Annotated in this window: 23 protein-coding genes and 1 tRNA gene; 10 read left to right on the forward strand and 14 right to left on the reverse strand. The window is 63.1% G+C overall.

Features of this window, described 5'->3' with window-relative positions; translation table 11 throughout:
- Positions 1–35: 35 nt before the first annotated feature.
- The 3 genes from NUX07_RS02145 to dinB form a co-directional block, all read right to left on the reverse strand.
- Positions 36–746, reverse strand: coding sequence for a head GIN domain-containing protein (locus tag NUX07_RS02145; RefSeq protein ID WP_265528471.1), 711 nt, complete (start codon positions 744–746; stop codon positions 36–38).
- A gap of 133 nt (positions 747–879) precedes the next feature.
- A complete protein-coding gene (locus NUX07_RS02150) occupies positions 880–1413 on the reverse strand; it encodes a CarD family transcriptional regulator (protein WP_265528473.1) in 534 nt (177 codons plus the stop codon).
- A gap of 164 nt (positions 1414–1577) precedes the next feature.
- Positions 1578–2657 (reverse strand): DNA polymerase IV, encoded by a 1080-nt coding sequence (gene dinB, locus NUX07_RS02155; protein WP_265528475.1) that lies wholly within the window; start codon positions 2655–2657, stop codon positions 1578–1580.
- 89 nt (positions 2658–2746) lie between these two features.
- Here dinB and sucC point away from each other — a divergent pair, with 89 nt between their 5' ends.
- Positions 2747–3943: an ADP-forming succinate--CoA ligase subunit beta gene (gene sucC, locus NUX07_RS02160; protein ID WP_265528476.1), complete on the forward strand. Its 1197-nt coding sequence runs from the start codon at positions 2747–2749 to the stop codon at positions 3941–3943.
- A 5-nt stretch (positions 3944–3948) separates the two neighbouring features.
- Here sucC and NUX07_RS02165 read toward each other — a convergent pair whose 3' ends face one another.
- Positions 3949–4569: an exopolysaccharide biosynthesis protein gene (locus NUX07_RS02165; RefSeq protein WP_265528478.1), complete on the reverse strand. Its 621-nt coding sequence runs from the start codon at positions 4567–4569 to the stop codon at positions 3949–3951.
- A gap of 201 nt (positions 4570–4770) precedes the next feature.
- On the opposite strand from NUX07_RS02165, the gene NUX07_RS02170 reads away from it, so the two are divergent.
- Together NUX07_RS02170 and NUX07_RS02175 are read left to right on the forward strand one after the other, a co-directional pair.
- Positions 4771–5517, forward strand: coding sequence for an electron transfer flavoprotein subunit beta/FixA family protein (locus tag NUX07_RS02170; RefSeq protein ID WP_265528479.1), 747 nt, complete (start codon positions 4771–4773; stop codon positions 5515–5517).
- Positions 5518–6447: an electron transfer flavoprotein subunit alpha/FixB family protein gene (locus tag NUX07_RS02175; RefSeq protein ID WP_265528481.1), complete on the forward strand. Its 930-nt coding sequence runs from the start codon at positions 5518–5520 to the stop codon at positions 6445–6447.
- Positions 6448–6535: 88 nt separating this feature from the next.
- On the opposite strand, the gene NUX07_RS02180 is transcribed toward NUX07_RS02175, so the two are convergent.
- Both NUX07_RS02180 and NUX07_RS02185 read right to left on the reverse strand, forming a co-directional pair.
- Positions 6536–7252: a hypothetical protein gene (locus NUX07_RS02180; RefSeq protein WP_265528483.1), complete on the reverse strand. Its 717-nt coding sequence runs from the start codon at positions 7250–7252 to the stop codon at positions 6536–6538.
- A 93-nt stretch (positions 7253–7345) separates the two neighbouring features.
- Positions 7346–8680, reverse strand: a complete 1335-nt coding sequence (locus NUX07_RS02185) for a S8 family serine peptidase (protein WP_265528485.1) — start codon at positions 8678–8680, stop codon at positions 7346–7348.
- A gap of 72 nt (positions 8681–8752) precedes the next feature.
- Here NUX07_RS02185 and NUX07_RS02190 point away from each other — a divergent pair, with 72 nt between their 5' ends.
- Positions 8753–9262, forward strand: coding sequence for an RNA polymerase sigma factor (locus tag NUX07_RS02190; protein WP_265528486.1), 510 nt, complete (start codon positions 8753–8755; stop codon positions 9260–9262).
- The gene (locus NUX07_RS02195) at positions 9252–9914 is read left to right on the forward strand and encodes an anti-sigma factor (RefSeq protein ID WP_265528488.1); all 663 of its coding nucleotides are present in this window, start codon (positions 9252–9254) and stop codon (positions 9912–9914) included. Before NUX07_RS02190 ends, NUX07_RS02195 begins: the two co-directional genes overlap by 11 nt.
- Here NUX07_RS02195 and nhaA read toward each other — a convergent pair.
- Positions 9911–11164 carry a Na+/H+ antiporter NhaA gene (gene nhaA / locus NUX07_RS02200; RefSeq protein WP_265528490.1) on the reverse strand — a complete coding sequence of 418 codons (1254 nt, stop codon included), beginning with the start codon at positions 11162–11164 and terminating at the stop codon, positions 9911–9913. The genes NUX07_RS02195 and nhaA overlap by 4 nt on opposite strands.
- Positions 11165–11324: 160 nt before the next feature.
- Here nhaA and NUX07_RS02205 point away from each other — a divergent pair, with 160 nt between their 5' ends.
- The 3 genes from NUX07_RS02205 (at position 11325) to NUX07_RS02215 (ending at position 15668) form a co-directional block, all read left to right on the forward strand.
- Positions 11325–13373 (forward strand): toll/interleukin-1 receptor domain-containing protein, encoded by a 2049-nt coding sequence (locus tag NUX07_RS02205; RefSeq protein ID WP_265528492.1) that lies wholly within the window; start codon positions 11325–11327, stop codon positions 13371–13373.
- A gap of 18 nt (positions 13374–13391) precedes the next feature.
- Positions 13392–13766, forward strand: a complete 375-nt coding sequence (locus NUX07_RS02210) for a hypothetical protein (RefSeq protein WP_265528494.1) — start codon at positions 13392–13394, stop codon at positions 13764–13766.
- Positions 13767–13862: 96 nt separating this feature from the next.
- The gene (locus tag NUX07_RS02215; RefSeq protein WP_265528495.1) at positions 13863–15668 is read left to right on the forward strand and encodes a hypothetical protein; all 1806 of its coding nucleotides are present in this window, start codon (positions 13863–13865) and stop codon (positions 15666–15668) included.
- 10 nt (positions 15669–15678) lie between these two features.
- Here NUX07_RS02215 and NUX07_RS02220 read toward each other — a convergent pair whose 3' ends face one another.
- Positions 15679–16125 (reverse strand): potassium channel family protein, encoded by a 447-nt coding sequence (locus NUX07_RS02220; RefSeq protein WP_265528496.1) that lies wholly within the window; start codon positions 16123–16125, stop codon positions 15679–15681.
- Positions 16126–16218: 93 nt separating this feature from the next.
- Here NUX07_RS02220 and NUX07_RS02225 point away from each other — a divergent pair, with 93 nt between their 5' ends.
- A complete protein-coding gene (locus NUX07_RS02225; RefSeq protein WP_265528497.1) occupies positions 16219–16488 on the forward strand; it encodes a DUF4212 domain-containing protein in 270 nt (89 codons plus the stop codon).
- Positions 16489–18231: a sodium:solute symporter family protein gene (locus tag NUX07_RS02230; RefSeq protein ID WP_265528498.1), complete on the forward strand. Its 1743-nt coding sequence runs from the start codon at positions 16489–16491 to the stop codon at positions 18229–18231.
- A 13-nt stretch (positions 18232–18244) separates the two neighbouring features.
- Here the strand turns inward: NUX07_RS02230 and argH are convergent, their stop codons facing one another.
- The 6 genes from argH to NUX07_RS02260 all read right to left on the reverse strand — a co-directional run bounded on the left by argH (position 18245) and on the right by NUX07_RS02260 (position 22776).
- Positions 18245–19615, reverse strand: coding sequence for an argininosuccinate lyase (argH, locus tag NUX07_RS02235; RefSeq protein ID WP_265530727.1), 1371 nt, complete (start codon positions 19613–19615; stop codon positions 18245–18247).
- Positions 19616–19632: 17 nt separating this feature from the next.
- Entirely contained in the window at positions 19633–20859 is a 1227-nt protein-coding gene (locus tag NUX07_RS02240; protein WP_265528500.1) for an argininosuccinate synthase, read from the reverse strand.
- A gap of 157 nt (positions 20860–21016) precedes the next feature.
- Positions 21017–21092: transfer RNA gene (locus NUX07_RS02245), tRNA-Phe, on the reverse strand.
- A gap of 44 nt (positions 21093–21136) precedes the next feature.
- Positions 21137–21319, reverse strand: a complete 183-nt coding sequence (locus NUX07_RS02250) for a DNA gyrase inhibitor YacG (protein ID WP_265528501.1) — start codon at positions 21317–21319, stop codon at positions 21137–21139.
- Complete coding sequence (locus NUX07_RS02255; protein WP_265528502.1) at positions 21303–22211, reverse strand: ribonuclease E/G; 909 nt, start codon at positions 22209–22211, stop codon at positions 21303–21305. Before NUX07_RS02255 ends, NUX07_RS02250 begins: the two co-directional genes overlap by 17 nt.
- On the reverse strand, positions 22204–22776 hold the full coding sequence (locus tag NUX07_RS02260) for a Maf family protein (RefSeq protein ID WP_265528503.1): 573 nt from the start codon (positions 22774–22776) through the stop codon (positions 22204–22206). Before NUX07_RS02260 ends, NUX07_RS02255 begins: the two co-directional genes overlap by 8 nt.
- Between the last annotated feature and the right edge of the window lie 3 nt (positions 22777–22779).

Consider the following 22779-nt stretch of genomic DNA (forward strand, 5'->3'; position numbering starts at 1 on the left):
ACCATCGCCCCGAAAGGTGAATTTGTCGATAACCGCTATTCGCAGTTCACCGAACCGGCGCCTGACGTCGAGGAGTTGCACGTCGCGCCGCCGGTAATGTTGATGCTGCCGGCGCCCGAAACGCGGGCGTCTGCGGTGCCGGTGACGTTGGCATCCATCGATCCGGCACCGCTGACCCGCAGGTCGGCGTTTTCGGCAACGAGGTTTGCACCCTTGAACCCGCCGGCACCCGAAATGCCGACCTTGAGCATGGCCGCGGTCCCGCGTGCTTCAAGGTCGCCTGCGCCCGAGATGCCCAGATCGAGCATTTCCACGTCGACATCGGCGATGCGCATTTCACCGGCGCCCGAAACGCGACCTTCGAAGCTCGCGCCTTCGACCTTGTCGATCACCACTTCATTGGCGCCCGACACCTTGACTTCGTTCACCATCGGCACGGTGATGAGGATGTTCACGCCCTCATCGCCTTTCCAATTCCAATTGCCGTCCTTGGGCCGGATGGTGAGAAGATCGCCGTCCTGGACGATCTCGGTTTCGGCCAGCATATTCTCCGGGCCTTCCATGTTGAGCGAAGGCTCCTGCCCGGTCTGGATCACGATGTCATAGGCACCGCCGACCGACAGGCGCTGGAAGTCGGCGACTGCTTCGCTCACTTCGCCCATCGGACCCGGGTCGCGAGCTTCCATGATATCGAAACAGCCAGCCAGCGGCAGCGCGGCCAGGACGATGAGAGATTGCTTGATCATTTCCAGACTCACCCTTTCATATTCTGTATTGCATATCTAATACAGTAGGACGGATGCGCCTGCAAGGGGGCAAAGAAAAAGGGCGCCGCGTCCCCCCGACGCAGCGCCCTTCAATTTCGTGTCGAAAGAGCTCTTAAGCCTCTTCTTTTTCCGCGTTCCAGATCTTCGCGGCGTCGTCGAGAACCTTGATGATCTTCTTCAATGCGGTCGGCTCGTCGGTCTTTTCCATCGCCGCGAGTTCACGGGCGAGGCGGCTCGAGGCCGCTTCGAAAATCTGACGTTCCGAATAGCTCTGTTCGGGCTGGTCGTCGGCGCGGAACAGGTCGCGGGTCACTTCGGCGATCAGGATGAGATCGCCCGAATTGATCTTGGCTTCATATTCCTGCGCGCGGCGCGACCACATGGTGCGCTTGACCTTCGGCTTGGACTTCAATGTTTCCATCGCGTCCTTCATCGCCTTGTCGCTCGACAGCTTGCGCATGCCGGTCGATTCCGCCTTGTTGACGGGGACGCGAAGGGTCATTTTTTCCTTCTCGAAACGAAGGACGTAAAGTTCGAGCTGGGTGCCCGCGATTTCGGTTTCCTGCAGTTCGATAACCTTGCCCACACCATGCTTGGGGTAAACGACATAATCGCCAACGTCGAAGCTGAGCGCCTTGCTTGCCATGTATAAATGCCTTTCGCTTTTGCTCGCTGGCACGATTGTGTCCGGTATGTCGTCGCCCCCCAACAGCGATGTCCGGTCGTGGTTCCAGCTAAGGATAAGTCCTGTATGAAAGCGCCGACACGTGACCGCGCCGGCTCTGTTGCCATTATATAACAGAAAGTTACCTAAAAAGCGAGTCCCAGTTGCTTTGGGCAACTTTCCGGCGATTCTACCGGCGAATGCACCCCAAGCCCCAGCAATCGCACCGCTTTGTTCAACGGCATGAGCGCGGCAAGCAGGTCCTGCCCGGTCTGCAGAAGTAGCGCCTGCGAATCGACGGGTCCGGCGAAGCTTTTCGAACGGGTGATGATGGTGAAATCGGAGAACTTGACCTTGAGCGTTACCGTCCGCCCGACAAACTCGGCCTTCTCGACGCGTTCCCAGGTGCGCGTGCCGATGCGCTCCAACTCGGCGGCGAGGGGCTCGTGTTCGATCAGGTCGGCGCCGAATGTGTCTTCGGTGCTCACCGATTTGCGCTGGCGGCGCGATTTTACCTCGCGCTCGTCGATGCCGCGGCTGATCCGGTAGTACCAGCGGCCCGATGAACCGAAGCGCGCTTCGAGGTCCTCGAGCGGCCAGCTGGCAAGATCGGCGCCCGTGTGGATGCCGAGCCCTTCCATCTTGGCTGCGGTTTTGGGGCCGATGCCGTGGAAGCGTTTGACCGGCAGCGTTGCGACGAAGACGGGGCCCTTGGCGGGCGGGATGACGCAGATGCCGTCGGGCTTGTTCTGGTCGGAGGCCAGCTTGGCGATGAACTTGCAGTAGGACACGCCGGCCGACGCGGTGAGACCGGTTTCGGCCTTGATGCGCGCGCGGATATCCTCGGCGATCGCCCTCGCGCTGCCCAGCCCGTGGCGGTCCTCGGTCACGTCGAGATAGGCTTCATCGAGGCTCAGCGGTTCGATCTTGTCGGTGTGGTGCGCGAAAATGGCGCGGATCTGCTGGCTCACCTCGCGGTACACGTCGAACCGCGGTTTGACGAAGATAAGGTCGGGGCAGCGCCGTCTGGCTGTGACCGAGGGCATGGCCGAGCGCACGCCATATTCGCGCGCTTCGTAGGAAGCCGCCGCCACCACCCCGCGATGACCCCCGCCAACCGCCACCGGACGCCCACGCAGTTCGGGATTGTCGCGCTGCTCCACGCTCGCAAAGAACGCGTCCATGTCGACGTGAATGATCTTTCGCTTGGGAGAATCGGCGGTCACGCCCGCCTTGGTAGCAAAGCCGCCTTTTCCTCGTCACCTCGATATGCTTAAGGGCGCAGCGAACTTTTGATTCTGCCGAGGACGCTTTCATGAACATCCACGAATACCAGGCCAAGGAACTGCTCGCGAAATATGGCGCGCCCGTGCCCGCCGGTCACGCCGCCATGAGCGTCGACGAAGCGGTCGCCGCCGCCGAGAAGCTGCCGGGGCCGCTGTGGGTGGTGAAAGCGCAGATCCATGCCGGTGGCCGCGGCAAGGGCCATTTCAAGGAGCTTCCCGAAGGCAGCAAGGGCGGCGTCCGCCTTGCCAAGTCGATCGACGAGGTGCGCGAACATGCCAGCGACATGATGGGCAACACGCTCGTCACCATCCAGACCGGCGATGAAGGCAAGGAAGTCCAGCGCCTCTACGTCACCGACGGCGTCGATATCGACGAGGAATTCTATCTCGCGCTGCTGGTGGATCGCGCCAGCGGCCGCATTGCCATCGTCGCAAGCCCCGAAGGCGGTATGGATATCGAGCAGGTCGCGCACGACACGCCCGAAAAGGTCCACACCTTCACCATCGATCCGGCGACCGGCCTGATGCCGCACCATGGCCGCTCGGTCGCCGCGGCGCTCGGGCTCGAAGGCGCGCTTGCCAAGCAGGCTGCCAAGGTCACCGCATCGCTCTACAAGGCGTTCGTCGCCACCGACGCCTCGCAGATCGAAATAAACCCGCTTGCGGTCTCGGGCGATGATCTTCTCGTTCTCGACGCCAAGGTCGGTTTCGACGGCAACGCGATGTTCCGCCACCCGGACATCGAAGAATTGCGCGACTTCACCGAAGAAGACCCGATGGAAGTCGAAGCGTCGAAATACGACCTCGCCTACATCAAACTGGACGGCGATATCGGCTGCATGGTCAACGGCGCGGGCCTTGCCATGGCGACGATGGACATCATCAAGTTGAATGGCGCCTTCCCCGCCAACTTCCTCGACGTCGGCGGCGGCGCTTCGAAGGAAAAAGTCACCGCTGCCTTCAAGATCATCCTGTCGGATCCCGCGGTCAAAGGCGTGCTCGTCAACATCTTCGGCGGCATCATGCGCTGCGATACGATTGCCGAAGGAATCGTCGCGGCGGCCAAGGAAGTCGAACTCGATGTGCCGCTGGTCGTGCGCCTCGAAGGCACCAAGGTCGCCGAGGGCAAGGAAGTGCTGGCCAATTCGGGTTTGCCGATCATCGCTGCCGACGACCTTGGCGATGCCGCCAAGAAGATCGTCGCACAGGTAAAGCAGGCGGCCTGAGCGGCCTAGCCGCCGCCGCCCAGCAACTGGCTTAGCCCCCACGCGATGGCCGCGAGGCCCATGCTGACGCTCAGCAGCAGCAGCACGCCGTCGCGCACCAGTAGCGCCAGCCCGATGAAGACGATGGCCAGCATGGGGCCCGCGCTGGCGAACGGCAGGAATTCGAGCGGCGGGACGGCGAAGCACAACGCGATTACCACCACAGCCGCCAGCTTGATGAAGATGCCGCTGGTGAGGCCCTTCAGGCGCTTGTGGAAGAGGCGATCCATGAATTCGCCGATACCTTCGACTTTCTCGGATGCCTTCTTGAGCTTGTCGCCAGCGATCCGCTGGTTTTCGATGATGTCGGGTATCCAGATATGGTCCTGCCCCAACAGCATCTGGAAGGCGAAAATCGCGACGGTCACGGCGAGCAGCGTGGGGACGCCGGGCACCGCGCCCAAAGGGGTGAGCTCGAGCAATGCGGGCACGATCAGAAAGGGCGCATAGGTCCGCGTCCCGAAGGCATCGGCCATATCGCCGACGCTGACGCAGCCATGCTCCTCCCCGATCTGGTGGAGGCATTCCAGAATGTCGGCGACGCTCTGGATGTGTCCGAATTCACCTTGGCTCTGGTGCACGCTCATGTGGGCTGAACGGCGGGGCGCGGCAATTCGTTGCGTCGAGCGGCCGACTCTCCCCGGGCACTACGCAATCGTGATCGGTACGGGTTGAGGCGGAAGCGGTGCGATAATCATGCTCTTCTGCCCCTACGGAACTTTGCCTATTTGACGCGCGCTGATTGGTTAAGCATATCGCACCCAGATTTTCTTCAGGAGAGCACCTTCATGAAACTGCTGGTCGCCGTCAAACGGGTGATCGATTATAACGTCAAGCCGCGCGTCAAAATGGACGGCTCGGGCGTCGATCTCGCCAATGTCAAAATGAGCATGAACCCCTTCGATGAAATCGCCGTCGAGGAAGCCATCCGCCTCAAAGAAGCGGGCAAGGCCGAAGAAATCGTTGCGGTATCGATCGGCCCGGCAAAGGCGCAGGAAACGCTGCGCACCGCGCTGGCGATGGGCGCCGACCGCGCGATCCTCATCGAAACCGACGAGAATGTCGAACCGCTCGGCGTCGCCAAGCTGCTCGCCAAGGTCACCGAGGAAGAGGGCCCCGATATGGTCATCCTTGGTAAGCAGGCGATCGATGACGACAGCAATGCCACCGGCCAGATGCTGGCGGCGCTGCTCGACTGGCCGCAGGGCACCTTTGCCTCCAAGGTCGAACCCGATGGCGGCGCGGTCAGCGTCACCCGCGAGGTCGACGGCGGTCTCGAAACGGTGAAGCTCCAACTGCCCGCCGTCGTCACCACCGACCTTCGCCTCAACGAGCCGCGCTATGCCTCGCTGCCCAACATCATGAAGGCCAAGAAGAAGCCGCTCGATACCAAGTCGCCCAGCGATTACGGCGTCGATATCTCGCCGCGTCTCGAAACGCTCAACGTCGCTGAACCGCCCAAGCGCGAAGCCGGGGACAAGGTCGACAGTGTCGATGAACTGGTCGCCAAACTCAAAGATCTGGGAGTCGCCTAAATGAAGACGCTCGTACTCGTCGAACATGATGGCGCCGTCGTAAAGGACGCCACCCTCGCTACGGTCACCGCCGCCAAGGCGCTGGGCGATGTCGATCTGCTTGTCGTCGGCAAGGATGTCGGCGGAGTCGCCGATGCCGCCGCCAAGATCGATGGCGTCGGCACGGTCCACGTGGCCGATGGCGCGCACCTCGAACACCAGCTGGCCGAGGACGTCGCCCCCATAGTGATCGCCGCGATGGACAGCCATGATGCGTTTCTCGCGCCCGCAACGACGACCGGCAAGAACATCGCGCCGCGCGTCGCGGCAAAGCTCGATGTTGCGCAGATCAGCGACATCATCGCGGTCGAATCGGACGACACCTTCAAGCGCCCGATCTATGCGGGTAACGCCATCGCGACGGTTAAATCGAACGATGCCAAGAAAGTCATCACCGTGCGCGGTACCGCGTTCGAAAAGGCCGCCACTGAGGGTGGATCTGGCAGCGTCGCAAGCATCGACGCGGGCGGCGACAGCCCCAAGAGCGAGTTCGTCTCGGCGCAGCTCAGCGAGGGCGATCGTCCCGAACTCACCAGCGCGGGTGTGATCGTTTCAGGTGGCCGCGCCTTCGGGTCGGAAGAGGATTTTCACAAGCTGCTCGATCCGCTCGCCGACAAACTCGGTGCAGCCGTGGGTGCCAGCCGCGCCGCAGTCGATGCGGGCTATGCCCCCAACGATTACCAGGTCGGGCAGACGGGCAAGATCGTGGCGCCAGAAGTCTATATCGCGATCGGCATTTCGGGCGCGATCCAGCACCTTGCCGGCATGAAGGATTCGAAGGTCATCGTGGCGATCAACAAGGACGAAGAGGCCCCGATCTTCCAGGTCGCCGACATCGGCCTGGTGGCGGACCTGTTCACCGTGGTGCCCGAGCTTACCGAAAAGCTTTAGGGCTCCAGCGCCGCCGTACAGGCGCTCTAAGAAAAAAAGGCCCGCGCGGGGCACGCGCGGGCCTTCGCTCCCGTTGGGGGGGCGGGGACTAGTTGGCGTCGGCCCGGCCTTCTGCCTTGCCTTCACCGCGCGCCGAACCGCTGGCGCCGATCGAACCGGACAATGGCAGGGTCGAGGGGCTGACGCTGCCCGCGGCCTGACCCGCGGCATTCGCGGCCGCATTGGCCGCAGCCGAACCCGTCTGGCGGGTGCGTATAACAGCGCTGTTCGCCGCGCCCGTCGCCTTGGCCTGACCTTCAGCGGCTGCGTTGCCCGCGGCGCTGGCGGCGCCATTGGCGATGCCGGTCACGTCGTTAGTGCCAAGCGTATCGACGCCAAAGCTTGCGCTCTTGTTGGCCGATGCATTGCCCGAGGCAGAACCACCGGCATTCATCCCGGCAGCCGATGTCGCACTGTTGGCGACGGCATCGACCGTGCCGGCAAGCCCGGCATTACCCGACGCCGAACCGCTGCGCGCATCGACATTGCCATCGGCGTTACCCGACGCGTTCCCGGTCACCGAGCCGCTAACGCTGTTGGCGATGTTGCGGGTCGATCCGAGCAGGTCGCCGTTCGACAGCGTGCCGCCAAGGCCGCCGCGTCCGCTGAGCGTGCCGCGCGCGACATTACCGACCGTGCCGTCGACAACGCCGCCGACCGTACCGTTTACGGTGCCGCTCAGGTCGGGCACCAGCTGCGCCGAAGCGGGCGTGGCGGCAAGGCTGGCACCGGCCATCAGGGCAATAGTGATCATCTTGGTGTTCATCTGTATTCTCCTTCTTCCGCGCAGACCCTCCCGGGGTGCGCTACGTGAAGGAAACGACAGCCAATCGGCGCTTCATCCGCGAAAAGTCGAAAATTATTTCGCGCCGACCTGATCGGGGTCGATCCGGCAGGGCATGCATACGATGCCGCGCCCGACGCGGCCCTTGCCCTTTATCGCCTCGCGACCAAGTGAAATGACATTGCCGCGCGCAAGCAGCCGCGCGCTGGCGAGCGGCGCGGCAAAGCTGGTGCCGCGCACTTCGATATAGCCCCCGCCGGGGCGTGCCGCGGCAAGGTCTGCGCCGGGCGCTGCGAAGGCGAGATTGTCCGTGCGTCCGGCCTCGCGCAGGGCGCGGCCATGTTCATCGACGCCGGTGATCGCGACCACGCCGGGATAGGATGCGGGGTAGGGATCGGGCGCGGCCGGGCCGTCATTGCCAACCGCAGCCACGACCTCGGCACCTTGGCGGCGTGCGCCCGCGATGGCGCGTTCGACCAGGGCGTTTCGCGGGCCGACCAGGCTGATGTTGATCACGTCCGCCTTCTCGGCCACCGCCCAGGCGATGGCATTGGCGATCGCCGACGCCGAGCCCGCCGCCGGGCTGCCGCCATAAATGTCAGCGACCAGCAGGCGCGTTCCCCGCGATGCGCCGCGAAACGCGCCATCGTTACCGACGACGAGCGAGGCGACCGCAGTGCCGTGGCCGGTCGGCACGACCTGACTGGCAAAGGCGCGCTGACGCAGATTTGCGGACGACAAGGAGGGATGCGATGCGACGCCGCCGTCGATGATGGCGATCGTCCCCGATGCAGCGCGCGGCTGGCCCATCGCCGCCGCGGCATTTGTCAGCGGCGAAAGGCCGCCGCCGGCGGGTTCGAAGACATGGTTATAGTCGATTACCAGCTCGGGCGCGGCCTTGCGCAGCCGCTTGATGGCATCGCGTATGTCGTCGTCCTGCGCGGGGACCGCGAGCGTGACGAGCCGCACGCCGAGCGCATCGAGCCGGGTTTCCGCGATCGGGCTGAAACCGGCGGCGCGGGCGCGGGCAAGACCGGTCGCATCGGGATCGACCAGCAGCAACTCGCCGCGGCGGACCGGATAGTCGTCGCGGTCGCTATCGAGTTCGGCTGGATAGTCATCGATCAGCTTTTCAAGCCGTGCTTCGCGCAGCCGCTGGAGATCGCGTCGCCCAAGCCGAGCCGAAATACCCGACTGGCCCACCCGGTTGAGGGTCGGTGTCGCAAGTTCGGCTGCCTGCGGTTCGCGCTCCAACAAGTCCCCGACCACGGGAATGTTGACGTTGGGCAAGGGCGGCAGGAGGCCGGGTCCGTTGGTCAGCCCGCCAAGATCGGGCACCAGCTGTGCCGACGCAGGGAGCGACAGCAAGGCCGCACAGGCGGCTATCAGGGGCAGACGATGAGTGGACATGGTATTTTCCTATATTATGCATGGTCGCGGATGAAACGACAGCCGGCGCACGTTTCATCCCCATGAGGTGCCATGAATTCATCCTGTACGAGCTTCGAAGCCCAGTTTCGCGCGATCTATCCGCGCCTTCGTCGTTTTGCCTATTCGCTCACCAGCCAGTCGGCCGATGCCGACGACTTGCTGCAACGTGCGAGCGAGCGCGCATTGCGCAATTTCGCCAAGTTCGAGCAGGGTACACGCTTCGACAGCTGGATGTTCCAGCTTACCCGCAATCTTTGGATCGATACGGTCCGCGCGCGTGGACGCCGCGCCAACCGCGAGGTGCCCGAGGAAGCGGGGCTGGGCGTGGGTCACGATCCGCGCCCTGCCACGCATGCGGCGATCGATCTGCAAAAGGCGATGAACGCCATGGCGCAATTGCCCGAGGAGCAGCGCGAGATCGTCGCGCTCATCCTGGTCGATGGCATGGGATACCGCGAAACCGCCGAATTGCTCGACTTGCCGATCGGCACGGTCTCGAGCCGTCTCGTGCGGGGGCGCAAGGCACTCTTGGAAATGCTGGGCGAGGGAAATGATGACTGACGAAGAAGAATTTTTCGCCTGGCTCGACGGCGAACTGGATCCCGAGACTGCAGCACGCGTAGCCGCACGGGTCGACGCTGATCCTGCCTTGCAGGCATTGGCGGACGAGCATCGCGCAATGACCCGCGATCTGCGCGCTGCGTTCGATCCGGTGATGACTGCGGCGCCCGAAACGGCGGCAATGGAGCCCGCAGCGCCCTTGCCCGCCAATGATAACCGTCCCTGGTGGCGCGCCGCGGCGGCGGCCGCGGCCGTCGCGCTGGCGTTCGTTGGCGGCACGCAATTCGCAGGATCGCCCGGTCTGATCGACCATCGCGGCGGACAGATGGTGGCGACCGCTTCGCTGCACGAGGCGCTCGACCGCCAGCTTGCTTCGGCGCCTGAGGGCGATATTCGGATCGGGGTCAGCTTTGCGCAGGCGGACGGCAGTTTTTGCCGCAGCTTCAGCGTCGCGGGCGATAGCGGCCTTGCCTGCCGAGACGGCGACGCTTGGCGGGTCGAGGGCCTGTTCTCGGGCGAAGACGTGGGCGGCGACTTCCGCATGGCGAGCGGCACCGATCCGCGCCTCGCCGCGCTGATCGATGCGCGCATTGCAGGCGAACCACTGGACGCCGCGGCCGAAACGGCGGCGCGTGAGGCAGGCTGGCGTTAAGCCGTCTCGCTCACGCCTTTGCGTGCCTTTTCTTGGCGTTTGAGTTCATCGTCCGCGCAGAAGACGTCGCCCGCCTGCTCGATCTCTTCGGCGGTGGATGGCCGCGCATTGTTGAAGCGCAAGACGGCATAGCCGACCAGCGCCGACAACAGCGAGCCCATCAGCGTCCCGATTTTTGCGGCATCGATTTCGCTCGGATGCGCCGGGAAAGCCAACGCGCCGATGAACAGGCTCATCGTGAAGCCGATGCCGCACAGGATGGCGGCGCCGTAAATTTGCGCCCAGCGCGTGCCCCGCGGACGGCGGGCAAGCCGTGTCTTGCAGGCGAAATAGATCGTGCCGAACACGCCGATCTGCTTGCCGATGAACAAGCCGAGCATAATGCCCAGCGGCAGCGGTTCAAACAACGCGCTCATGTCGCTCGGCAACTCGACGCCGGCAGCGGCAAATCCGAAAATGGGCACGATGCCGAACATCACCCAGGGGTGGATATTATGCTCGAGCCGGCGCAGCGGGCTTGTTTCCTCGCCCTTGCCGAGCGGGATCGTCAGCGCTGCAAGCACACCGGCAATCGTTGCATGGACACCGCTGGCGAGGACCAGCAACCACAGGACGAAAAATCCGATAAGGAAGTAGCGCAGCTTGCGCACGCCGTAGAGCGCCATCGTCCCCATGACGGCCGTCACCGCGCCGGCACCCGCGAGCGCCAGCGTGTTGAGATCGGCGGTGTAGACCAGCGCAATGATGGCCACCGCACCGATATCATCAACGATGGCGATGGTGACGAGCAGGAGCTTGATGGCGGCGGGCGCATGCCGGCCAAGGATCGCCAGTACGCCGATGGCAAAGGCGATGTCGGTGGCCGCGGGGATCGCCCAGCCCGCCGAAAGGTGGGGATCGAACCCGACGACGGCGAGAAAGACGAGCGCTGGCACGGCCATGCCGCCAATGGCGGCGATGATCGGCAGGCGCCGTTCATCAGGTGTCGACAGGCGCCCCTCGAACCATTCGCGCTTCACTTCCAGCCCGACCAGCAAGAAGAAAACCGCCATCAACCCATCGACGATCCAATATTCGACGCTGAATTGCCCGAAACGGGGCATGGTCGGCCCGAATTTGAACTCGAGCAGGTCGTGATAATAGTGGGCGAGCGGTGAATTAGCCGCGATCAGCGCAAGCGCGGCGGCGGCGATAAGTACCAAGCCGGCGCGTTTTTCTTCGGCCTGAATCTGTTGTGGGGTTTTTGCCATGCGCGCTTCTTAGCCAGAGAAACGTCGCCGCGTCGATACAGTGCCGCGCTTTTTTCGCGGTTTTCCGTTTGCCAGCCGGTCCTATTAACTATTATGTTAATTGAGATTAGGCCGAGTCGCATAGCTGGTCTCTGTTGTTCTCATTCCGGATCGGGGGGGCATGGACAAAAGCGGCGAATATCTGGCGTTCCTGAGCTACAGTCATCGCGACAAGCAGTTTGCGAACTGGCTGCACCGCGCGCTTGAATTTTATGCGCTGCCAAGCAGGCTCGTTGGGCGCGATAGCCGCCTTGGGCCAATTCCGCGCCGCATCCGCCCGATCTTCCGCGATCGTGAAGAGCTGGCGGCCGCCGAAAATCTCGGGCGGCGGCTGGAATCGGCGCTGGAAAATTCCAAGGCGCTGATCGTCCTGTGTTCGCCGGCTGCCGTCGCATCGCGCTGGACCAACGAGGAAATTGCGACCTTCAAGCGGGTCAATCCGGGCGCGCCGGTCTTGGCGGCCATCATCGACGGCGAACCGTTTGCCAGCGATATGGCGGGGCGCGAGGACGAAGAATGCTTCCCGCCCGCGCTTCGTTACAAGCTCGACGCGGAAGGCCAGCTGACCGACCAGCGCGCCGAGCCTGTTGCCGCCGACTTCCGCGAAGAAGGCGACGGCAAGCGGCTTGGGAAACTGAAGCTGATCGCCGGATTGTTCGGGCTTGGCCTCGATGACCTCGTCCAGCGCGATGCGGCGCGGCGCAACAAGCGCTTCGCTTGGATCGCCGCAGCCTCCGCGCTCGGCATGGTCGGCACGACCGGTTTGTCACTCTACGCCATCGACCAGCGGGAAGAAGCGATTGAACAGCGCGAACAGGCCGATGGTCTGATCGAATTCATGCTGACCGACCTGCGCGAGAAACTCGAGCCGGTCGGGCGGCTCGACGTGCTCGAAGCGGTCGGTGATCGCGCGCTCGATTATTATGCACAGCAGAAATTGGCCGATCTCGATGCAAACGCGCTGGGGCGGCGCTCGCGCGCGCTTCACCTGATGGGCGAGGTTTCGATGTTGCGCGGTGATAACAAGATGGCGCTTGAGGGCTTTCGCAATGCGGCCGCTACGACGGAAGCGCTACTGGAGCGCCAGCGCGACGACTGGCAGCGGATTTATGATCACGCGCAAAGCGTCTTCTGGGTTGGTTATCTGGCTGACGAGCAGGGACGACAGGATGAGGCATTGGCGAGGTTTGTCGAATATCGCAATTTGACGGCGCGGCTGGTGGAAATAAAACCCGACGATCGGGCATCGCAACTGGAGGCCTCTTACGGGCCCATTAATCTTGGCTATGCCTATCGTAAGCACCGGCGGTATGACGAAGCACTGAGGGCCTTCGAAGAAGCCCAGAAGCGCCTTGCCGCGATCAACCCGCCCGATCGCGATACGTTGCTCACGATGGTACAGACCCACGCGCACAGCGCCACGATCTATACGTCTGACGGGCAGATCGAGAAATCGATAGATGCGAGGCAGCGTCAACTCGAGGCACTGGATCACGACTTGCTCGACCAGAGCGACGCGGCGGTAAGAGAAATGCGAGGATATGGAGAGGCCAATCTTTCCATGTCCCACTTCGTCCGAGGCGATTTGTCAAAAGCCGACGAATGTCTCGCCAAGGCAGAAGCAATCTTTGCCGATCTTTCGACCACAGAACCTGGCAACCAAGAATGGCGGGAAACACGCGCAAACTCGCTGGTAAGTCGAGGGCTGATCGAGCTTGCCCGTGGCGAGCGGACCGCAGCACGCGGAAGGGCGATCCAAGCGACCGCCGACATTCGAGCGCTGCTCCAAGGGTCGGCCGACGACGTATCTCTTCAAAAGAAGCTGTTGGCGGCGCTCATGTTATCGGTGCTCAGTGGGAATCCCGTTGACGCACAGGAAGCGCAAAGGCTGGTCGCAGACTTGCGGGGTGGCGGCGGATTTCGCGACGATATTCAGTCGCGGCACAATGCCGCGACTTTACTGATGGCGCTTGGCGATCGAGCTGGGACGCCGGCCGAACGCAACTCATTGTGGAGCAAGTCTCGCACCATCCTTGAGCAAGCGGACGTCACCAATCCCTTTATCGCCTTGCCCCGCGCCGCGCTTGATCGGCGAAGCGGCACGAACACCACAAAACTTCCGCCGGGGTTCGATCCCGACTCGGCATTCGGAGGCATTTTTCGGGATTGACGCACAGGGAGAAGAACAATGGCAGACAAAGCAAGAATTACGGTCACCCAGCAATCCGACGGCAGTTATTCGGCGTCGATTGGGCCTGACAGCATTACCCCCGATAGTAACAAGGACATTAAGCTCGACATCGACACGTCCGGCTGGATGTTTGATTCGCAAGTCAGTGCGCCGCCCGAGGCCAACGGTTGGACATCGATCGGGTCGGGTATCTACGTCGAAAATGGCTCGGATTTCTCGCTGAAGAACGACTCCAATTCGACCAAAGCAAAGATCAACGACACCGGGGCCGACAGGAGCGTCCATCCGACGCACAGATATCTCGTGTGTCTTACCGATGGGACAAATCACATCAATACGGACCCCATCATCATCGATCGTGATGGTAATTAAGGTCTGATCGGCAAAGCAGGGCGCCGGGGTACTGGCGCCTTGCCTTCCACTTGGAAATGTGGCGTGCTCGGGTGATGCGAGGGGGCATTTTCTAGCGTGACGTCATCGAGCAACCAATATCGCCCGCGGCTCACTTTGCGCTTCGGGATCACCGGGCACCGTCCGCCGCGGCTCGATCTTGCGCATAGCGATACGATCCGCACCGCGTGTGCCGAAATCTTCAACGTGGCGCGCGGCTCGCTGGTCACACTGCACTCGGCGCACAAATCGGTGTTCTCTGATGTTACGCCCGAAGTGAAACTTGTCACCTCGCTGGCGGAGGGCGCGGACGTGCTCGCAGCCGAAGCTGCGCTCGACACAGGCAACGCCATCGCCGCCTGCCTTCCTTTTCCGCAAGATGTCTACGCCAAGGACTTCGGGGCGGAGGAATGGGCGCGTACCGAAAAAATGCTCGCCGCCGCCGACACGGTGATGTCGATCGACGATCATTCGCAGGGCGAGACTGCGGCCTACGAAGCGGCGGGGCGTGTCGTGCTGGCGCAATCCGATATCCTCATCGCCATCTGGGACGGGGAAGCAGCACGCGGACGCGGCGGCACGACGCAGGTCATCGCCGAAGCGGTGGCGCTGCACCAACCCGTCATCCACATCGATGCCAAGGGCAAGAAGCCCCCCGAACTGCTGTGGAGCGGGCTTCACGAAGCGGTGCCAGATCGCCCCTCGCTCGACGGGGTGCAGCGGGCCGATGCGCGTCTCGCGCTGCCGCACCTGATCGAGGCGTTATGCGCGCCGCCCGATGGCGACGATGCGGCCGAACTCGCCAGCTTCATCGCGCCGCAGCACAGCAAACCCAAATCGTCGCTCGGGTGGCCGCTGCTGCTGGCGGCAACGGGCGCCAAGCCGTGGAGCAGGATCTCGACCCGGGCGCCGACGGCGGACGATAGTGCCCGCTGGCTAAAGCCGCACACCGAACCGTTTGCCCAAAATGGGCGCTACGGCGAACGACTCAATGGCAGCATGCTGTGCCGGTTCGGACGGGCAGATGCCCAGGCCAACGATTTCGCGCTGCGGTTCCGGTCGAGCTTCGTGACCAATTTCGCGATGGCGGGCCTTGCTGTCTTTCTTGCCTTGCTGGGCCTGCTCATTCCCGAAGCGAAGAAACTGCTCATCGCACTCGAACTGCTGGTGATCCTCCTGATCATCGCCAATACCCGTTTTGCCAATCGCCAGAATCTGCATCGCTGCTGGCTCGACCGGCGACATCTTGCCGAACGGCTTCGCTTGCTGGCGATGGCATCGCCGCTCGGACGGCTCAGCCTGCGCGATGTCGAGGACGGCACGACCCACCCGGGCTGGGTCAGCTGGTATGCGCGCGCTTCCGCACGCGAGCTGGGACTAGTGCGCGCGACCTTCGATCGCGCCTATCTGCAAAAGGTGCGCGGCGTGATGCTCTCGTTGATCGACGAGCAGCTGGGCTACCACAAAGGTAATGCCCATTCGATGCACCATGCCAACCACCAGCTGCACCGCGCCGGCGACCTGCTGTTCGTCGGCACGATCATCGCTTGCGTCACCTATCTCGCGATCAGCTTCGGCTTCGGCAAGGTGGGCGATGTTTTTGGCATGAGCGGCACGGGATTGGTGACCTTCATCACCGCCCTGTTCCCGGCGCTGGCGGCGGCGCTGTATGGCATCCGCATGCAGGGCGACTTCGCAGCGACTGGCGAACGCTCGGCGGCAATCTCCCACCAGCTCGGCAAGCTGCGCAATGCGCTGGACGCTGACCCGCTATCCTTCGACCGGCTGGCAGAACGCTCGCGGCGACTTGGCGAGATCATGTTATCCGAAGTGCAGCAGTGGCACCTGCATTACGAAACGCGGCCGATGACGCTGCCGGGCTAAAGGGGCCCGGCTAGCGCTTCTTGCGCGGCCTCCGCCCTTTAAGGTGCCAGAATTTTTCCATGTAAAGATAGGTCATCGACGCGGTCCAGCCGACCATTACAAGCCCGTTCAGGGCAGACACACCCGCAATGATGCGGATCGCGCCTGTCGGTATAAGGTCGCCTATACCGAGCGTGGTGTAGCTTGTGACGGAGAAATAGAAGGCATCGCCAAGGTCATGGCCTACAGGGCCATCAATGCTGCCGAAACCGCCAAGCCGCTCAAGCCAGAGAAAGGCGACCGCATATAGAAGGCAATGTGCGAGGTGGCTGACGAGCGCTGCGGTGAGCATGATGATGATCCGCATGCGCGGCGGCACCCGCAAATGGGTCAGGTTGTTCGAAGTGAAGCGCAGCACCTCGTAATGGATCGCGATGGTCGCAGCGACGAGGACGAGACAGACGAGCGCGGTGAGCATAGGCGTTGGCTTAGCAGCGAGGACGGCAAACGTCACGATGGCTTGGCCACGCGACAAACCCTGCCTAATACGGTCGACGAGGGGGAGGCGCCGATGCACGATGATAGCGAAGAGGGCAACGCGCAGCGCAATGCCTATTGGCGCGCCAACATCCGCTTGCTGCTCATCCTGCTGTCGATCTGGTTCGCGGTGTCGTTCGGTGCGGGGATCCTGCTGCGCGAATGGCTCGACCAGTGGCGCATCGGTGGCTATCCGCTCGGCTTCTGGTTCGCCCAGCAAGGCAGCATATACGCCTTCATCGTCCTGATCGTCGTCTACGTCCGCCGGATGGAGCGGATCGAGCGCGAGCATCGTGACGAATAAATGGAGACGCAAACCCTCATCTATATCTTCGTCGCGCTGAGCTTCGCGCTTTATATCGGAATTGCGGTTTGGTCGCGCGCCGGGTCGACCGATGAATTCTATGTTGCCGGCGGCGGCGTGAACCCAGTGGTCAATGGCATGGCAACCGCCGCCGACTGGATGAGCGCGGCCAGCTTCATCTCGATGGCGGGACTGATCGCGTTCCTCGGCTATGACGGATCGGTCTATCTGATGGGCTGGACAGGCGGCTACGTGCTGCTGGCACTGCTACTTGCGCCTTATCTGCGCAAATTCGGGCAGTTCACCGTCCCCGACTTCATCGGGACGCGCTATTACAGCAAGACCGCGCGCGTGGTGGCGGTGATCTGCCTCATCTTCATCAGTTTCACCTATATCGCGGGACAGATGCGCGGGGTCGGCATCGTCTTCTCGCGCTTCCTCGACGTACCGATCACGATCGGCGTGATTGCGGGCATGGGGATCGTTTTCGTCTACGCCGTCCTGGGCGGGATGAAGGGCATTACCTACACGCAGGTTGCGCAATATTGCGTGCTGATCTTCGCGTATCTGGTGCCCGCCTTTTTCATCAGCTTCATGGTGACGGGCAATCCGGTGCCGCAACTCGGGCTGGGATCGAGCGTCGAAGGCGGCACCTATTTTCTCGACAGGCTCGATGCGACGCTGATCGATCTGGGCTTCGCCGCTTACACCGACGGCTCGAAATCCACTATCGACGTCTTCTGCATCACTGCGGCGCTGATGATCGGCACGGCCGGATTGCCGCACGTGATCGTGCGCTTTTTCACCGTGCCCAAGGCTTCCGATGCGCGCCGGTCGGCGGGATGGGCGCTGGTGTTTATCGCCTTGCTTTACACGACCGCTCCCGCGGTCGGCGCCTTCGCTCGTGCCAACTTCGTCGATAGCGTCAACGGCACCGAATATAGCGAGGCACCGGGGTGGTTCACCAACTGGGAAGCCAATGACCTCATCGCGTTTCGCGACAAGAATGGCGACGGCGTGATGCAGGTGCGCGCAGGCGATGCCTTCGAGGGCGCGCCTATCTTCACCGAGGAGACAGGCGCATCGGGCGAACGCGTCGTTTCCAACGCTGCCGCAGACGGCGACAACGAAGTCTATGTCGACCGTGACATCATGGTGCTGGCCAATCCTGAAATAGCCAACCTGCCCGGATGGGTCATCGCGCTGGTTGCGGCGGGCGGGTTGGCAGCTGCGCTATCGACCGCGGCGGGGCTGCTGCTGGTGATTTCGAGCTCGGTCAGCCATGATTTGCTTAAGCGCACCTTCCGCCCCGACATTAGTGAGAAAGGCGAACTGCGCGCGGCGCGGATCGCGATTACCGCGGCGATCCTGGTGGCCGGGTATCTGGGGATCAATCCGCCTGGTTTTGTGGCGCAGGTCGTGGCGTTCGCCTTCGGATTGGCGGCAGCCTCGCTCTTCCCGGCAATCTTCATGGGCATCTTCATCAAGGGGATGAACCGCGAAGGCGCCATTGCGGGGATGGTGGCAGGCCTGTCGGTCACCTTTCTCTACATCGCTTGGTTCAAGCTATGGAACCCGGCCGTCAACACGGCGGACAATTGGTGGTTCGGCATTTCGCCCGAAGGCATCGGCGTGTTCGGCATGCTGGTCAATTTCGCGGTTGCGTTCGCCGTGCGCGGCATGACCGCGCCCACCCCCGATGACGTGCGTGCGATGGTCGATGACATTCGCGTAATCCGCTAAGTCGGCAGCGCCATCAGCTTTTGAGATACTCTCGTGCGGCCTTGATCTGCGCGCGCACCTGATCCGGCGCCGTGCCACCGAAACTCGTGCGGCTGGCAACGGAGCTTTCGACACCGAGCACCTGTAGCGCTGCCTCGTCAAGGCGTCCGTCGATCGCTTGCAGATCGTCAATCGACAACTCTTCCAGCGCCACGCCCTTGCCCTCCGCCGCCGCCACAGCGGTGCCGGCGATGTGATGGGCTTCGCGGAACGGGACGCCCTGTTCGCGAACCAGCCAGTCGGCAAGGTCGGTTGCCGTGGCATGGCCTGCCCGCGCCGCCTCCAGCATCGCCTCGGGAACGAACTCCAGATCGGTTACCATACCGCGCATGGCTTCGAGGCACAGCGTCAGCAACTCGCGCGCCTCGAACAGCGGCGGTTTGTCGTTCTGCAGGTCCTTGGCATAGGCCAGCGGCAAGCCTTTGAGCATCGTCGCCATCGACACCAGCGCGCCGAGAATGCGCCCCGCGTGGCCGCGCACCAACTCGGCGGCGTCGGGGTTGCGCTTTTGCGGCATGATCGAGCTACCGGTCGACCAGGCGTCGGGCAGTTTGACGAAGCCATAGGGCTGACTTGCCCAGATGATGATCTCTTCGGCGAGCCGCGACAGATGCAGCGCGCACGCCGATGCGGCCATGACATAATCGAGCGCAAAATCACGGTCGCTGACGGCGTCGATCGAATTGCGACAGGGACTATCGAAACCAAGCGCCTGTGCCGTCATGTCGCGATCAATGGGGTAGGAGGTGCCCGCGAGCGCCGCGGCACCGAGCGGGCACTGATTCATCCGATTACGCGCGTCGGCAAAGCGCGAGCGATCGCGCACCGCCATTTCGAAATAGGCAAGCAGGTGATGGCCGAGCGTTACCGGCTGGCCCGACTGGAGGTGGGTGAAGCCCGGCATGATCGTCTCGGCATGCTCTTCGGCGCGATCCAGCAGCGCTTCCTGAAAAGCGACCAGTAACGAGTTGGCCTCGTCGCAGGCCTCGCGGACGAACAGGCGCAAATCGGTGGTGACCTGGTCATTGCGCGAGCGCGCGGTGTGCAGCCGTCCGGCATCGGGGCCGATCAGTTCGGCGAGCCGCGATTCCACGTGCATATGGATGTCTTCGAGCGCGGGGTTCTCGACGATGCCGTCGCGTTCAAATTCGGTCTCGATCTTGTCGAGCCCGTTGCTGATTTTCTGCGCTGCCTCGTCATCGATGATGTTCTGCGCCTGCAGCATCGCGACGTGCACCTTGCTGGCTTCGATGTCCTGCCGCCACAAATGTTTGTCGAAGGAGATAGACGCGTTGATCGTTTCCATGACCTTGTGCGCGGCGCCCCGAAAGCGGCCGCCCCACATCTTGTTGGCGTCGTCCCTCATGTCAGCTTGGCCCGCTGCTTAGCCAGCGTGCGCAGACGCAGCGCGCGCAGCCTTATGAACCCCTCGGCATCCTTCTGGTCATAGTCGCCTGTCCCCTCCTCGAACGTGACGAGGTCTTCATCGTAGAGCGAATAGGGGCTGGTGCGGCCGATCACCGTGGCATTGCCCTTGTAGAGTTTCATCGTCACCTCGCCCGTCACCGCGCCCTGGCTGGCATCGATCGCGGCCTGCAACATTTCGCGCTCGGGTGCAAACCACAGGCCGTCATAGACCAGCTTTGCATAACGCGGCATCAATTCGTCCTTAAGGTGCATCGCGCCTGCATCGAGCGTGAGCGATTCCATGCCCCGGCGCGCCGCCGAAAGCACGGTGCCGCCCGGCGTTTCGTAGATGCCGCGCGATTTCATGCCGACCTGCCGGTTTTCGACCATATCGAGGCGGCCGATACCGTTCGAGCCGCCAAGCGCGTTAAGTTTCGTAAGCAAGGTTGCGGGGCTCATGGCCTCGCCATCGATCGAGACCGGATCGCCGGCTTCGAAGCCGATCTTGACGATGGTCGGCGCGTCGGGCGCGTCTTCGGGCGCCACGGTCCGCTGGAAGACATATTCGGGCGCATCGACCGCAGGATCTTCCAGCACGCGGCCCTCGGACGAACTGTGCAGCAGGTTCGCATCAATCGAGAACGGCGCCTCGCCGCGCTTGTCCTTTGTGATGGGGATCTGGTTGGCCTCGGCAAAATCGATCAGGTCGCTGCGCGAGGCAAAGTCCCAGTCGCGCCACGGCGCGATCACCGTGATGTCGGGGTCGAGCGCGTAATAGCCGAGCTCGAAGCGGACCTGGTCGTTGCCCTTCCCGGTCGCACCATGACAGACCGCGTCGGCGCCGACCTTGCGCGCGACATCGACTTGCCACTTGCTGATCAGCGGACGCGCGATCGCGGTGCCGAGGAGATACTGCCCTTCATAGAGCGCATTGGCGCGAAACATCGGGAAGACGAAGTTGCGGACGAATTCCTCGCGTAGGTCCTCGATGAAGATGTTATCAGGCTTGATGCCGAGCATTTCCGCCTTGCGGCGCGCTTCCTCCACCTCGCCGCCCTGCCCCAGATCGGCGGTAAAGGTCACGACCTCGGCGCAGTATTCGGTCTGGAGCCACTTGAGCATGATCGACGTGTCGAGCCCGCCCGAATAGGCAAGCACGATCTTCTTGGGTGTCTTGGTCATCGCGTATCCATCAGGCATGCAAGCGCGCCGAGTTCAAGCGTGACGCGCGTTTCATCGCGCCCGCTTGTGCATAAGATCACGAGAAAACCCAATATGCTTGTGACATCAGCACGCATTCGCTGGCGTGCTTGCAAGCGATCTGATGAGGGGAGGGGAGTGGTGCCTAGGGACGGGATCGAACCGCCGACACTGCGATTTTCAGTCGCATGCTCTACCAACTGAGCTACCTAGGCGCGCAGGCGTCCGCAAAGGATTGCGGCGTTAGCGAGGGCGCCGTCTAGCCGCCCTCGCTTTCGCTGTCCACCCCTGTTTGCGGGACCGGAGGCCCCGGGATGCGATAGCCATCGCCAAGCCAGTTCAGCAGGTCGCGATCCTTGCAGCCGCGGCTGCAGAAGGGGCGGTATTCTTTGGTGGTCGGCTTGCCGCAAACGGGGCAATCGCTGTCAGCTTTTTTGGGCATAGGCGCCTGACATGGCAAGCGCGGGGTCGGCCTTCAAGGTGACCGTGCCGCCGACCTTTCGCGCCAGCTGATCGCGCCATTCGGGACGGATCGCCGCGATGACGGCAGGGTGCGCCGTCAGCGTGACGGCGCCTACTTCGCGTTCGGCGCGGCGCATCAGGGCGCGCGCTTCGAAGGCGGCGCGATCCTGTGCCAGCTCGATCAGCGACGCGCGGGTGCGCGGGCGTACGATCTGGACCAGCCCAAAACCGTTCATCGCGGTGCGTTCGAACGGTTTGGGCAGGTAGTCGTCGATGATCTGGCCGATCTGCTGACGCTCCGCCTTGCCCTCGATGGTGGGGAAATCGATCGCGATGCTGCCGCCGATGTCGAGACGGCGGATGGCCCGCGCGCTGGACCATGCCGCCATCTGCGCCAGCTTGTCGGGTACCAGCCAACCATCGACATCGATGACGGTCATCGCGGCGGTGCTCTCGGTCCGCAATTCGCCGCCGTCGAACGCGATGATGCCGCTGCGCGCTTCTTCGATGAGATCGTCCCACGCGTCGATCGTGCCGGGCGTGCCCTCGGCCAGCGGCGGTGCCGGCCGCACGGCGTTGTCGCTCTGCTTGGCGAGCGGGCGCTTCCACGGTTCGCTGCCCGATTGTTCGCGCACGATCTCGATGCGGATCGCAGCGCCTTCGCTGATCCCGCTGGCACCGCGGGGCAGCAGGAACTCCTGTCCCTCGGCTTCGACGACCACCCGGGGAGCGATCGACTTCAGCGTGGCATCGAGGACGGTTCCGGGTGCGATGGTCCCGTCGCGGCGGACGCGGGCCTCGATGATCTCGCCGTTTTCAACCAGCGCGGCGCGGGTTTCGCCGATGCCGTCCTCGATAATCCACTCAGGCAAGGGGATAGCCCGCGGCTTTCAGCATGTTGCGGGTCTCGCCAAGCGGCAGTCCGACAACGTTGGAATAGCTGCCCGCGATATGGCGGACATAGACCTCGCCGTAGCCCTGCAGCGCGTAGCCGCCGGCCTTGCCCTTCCATTCGCCGTGCGCGGCGTAGAAGTCGATCTCGTCGGGTGACAGGCGCTTCATCGCGATCATCGTTTCAACAAGGCGCGAGCGCATCTGGCCTTGCGGATCGATCACCGCGACACCGGTCAGCACCTTGTGGCGGCGGCCCGACAGCAGCGCCATGCACTCGCGCAGCGTCGCTTCGTCTTCGACCTTGGGCAGGATGCGGCGCCCGACTGCGACGACGGTGTCGGCGGCAAGGATGACCGCGCCATCGTGCTTGGGCGCTATTGCCTGCGCCTTTTCCTCTGCCAGGCGGACGGCATGCGGGCGCGGCGTTTCGCCTTTGCGAGGGGCCTCGTCGATCTCCGCCGGATCGACGACATCCGGCGTCACGCCGATACGCGCGAGCAGGTCGCGGCGGCGCGGGCTCGCCGAGGCGAGGACGAGTTTCACAGG

It is taken from the genome of Sphingomicrobium marinum, from assembly GCF_026157105.1.
Lineage (GTDB): Bacteria > Pseudomonadota > Alphaproteobacteria > Sphingomonadales > Sphingomonadaceae > Sphingomicrobium > Sphingomicrobium marinum.

Bases quoted from the DNA above. Each gene is read 5' to 3' on its own strand.
- NUX07_RS02145 (WP_265528471.1), bottom strand. From the start codon at position 746: ATGATCAAGCAATCTCTCATCGTCCTGGCCGCGCTGCCGCTGGCTGGC.
- NUX07_RS02150 (WP_265528473.1), bottom strand. From the start codon at position 1,413: ATGGCAAGCAAGGCGCTCAGCTTCGACGTTGGCGATTATGTCGTTTAC.
- sucC (WP_265528476.1), top strand. From the start codon at position 2,747: ATGAACATCCACGAATACCAGGCCAAGGAACTGCTCGCGAAATATGGC.
- NUX07_RS02165 (WP_265528478.1), bottom strand. From the start codon at position 4,569: ATGAGCGTGCACCAGAGCCAAGGTGAATTCGGACACATCCAGAGCGTC.
- NUX07_RS02170 (WP_265528479.1), top strand. From the start codon at position 4,771: ATGAAACTGCTGGTCGCCGTCAAACGGGTGATCGATTATAACGTCAAG.
- NUX07_RS02175 (WP_265528481.1), top strand. From the start codon at position 5,518: ATGAAGACGCTCGTACTCGTCGAACATGATGGCGCCGTCGTAAAGGAC.
- NUX07_RS02180 (WP_265528483.1), bottom strand. From the start codon at position 7,252: ATGAACACCAAGATGATCACTATTGCCCTGATGGCCGGTGCCAGCCTT.
- NUX07_RS02185 (WP_265528485.1), bottom strand. From the start codon at position 8,680: ATGTCCACTCATCGTCTGCCCCTGATAGCCGCCTGTGCGGCCTTGCTG.
- NUX07_RS02190 (WP_265528486.1), top strand. From the start codon at position 8,753: ATGAATTCATCCTGTACGAGCTTCGAAGCCCAGTTTCGCGCGATCTAT.
- NUX07_RS02195 (WP_265528488.1), top strand. From the start codon at position 9,252: ATGATGACTGACGAAGAAGAATTTTTCGCCTGGCTCGACGGCGAACTG.
- nhaA (WP_265528490.1), bottom strand. From the start codon at position 11,164: ATGGCAAAAACCCCACAACAGATTCAGGCCGAAGAAAAACGCGCCGGC.
- NUX07_RS02205 (WP_265528492.1), top strand. From the start codon at position 11,325: ATGGACAAAAGCGGCGAATATCTGGCGTTCCTGAGCTACAGTCATCGC.
- NUX07_RS02210 (WP_265528494.1), top strand. From the start codon at position 13,392: ATGGCAGACAAAGCAAGAATTACGGTCACCCAGCAATCCGACGGCAGT.
- NUX07_RS02220 (WP_265528496.1), bottom strand. From the start codon at position 16,125: ATGCTCACCGCGCTCGTCTGTCTCGTCCTCGTCGCTGCGACCATCGCG.
- NUX07_RS02225 (WP_265528497.1), top strand. From the start codon at position 16,219: ATGCACGATGATAGCGAAGAGGGCAACGCGCAGCGCAATGCCTATTGG.
- NUX07_RS02230 (WP_265528498.1), top strand. From the start codon at position 16,489: ATGGAGACGCAAACCCTCATCTATATCTTCGTCGCGCTGAGCTTCGCG.
- argH (WP_265530727.1), bottom strand. From the start codon at position 19,615: ATGTGGGGCGGCCGCTTTCGGGGCGCCGCGCACAAGGTCATGGAAACG.
- NUX07_RS02240 (WP_265528500.1), bottom strand. From the start codon at position 20,859: ATGACCAAGACACCCAAGAAGATCGTGCTTGCCTATTCGGGCGGGCTC.
- NUX07_RS02250 (WP_265528501.1), bottom strand. From the start codon at position 21,319: ATGCCCAAAAAAGCTGACAGCGATTGCCCCGTTTGCGGCAAGCCGACC.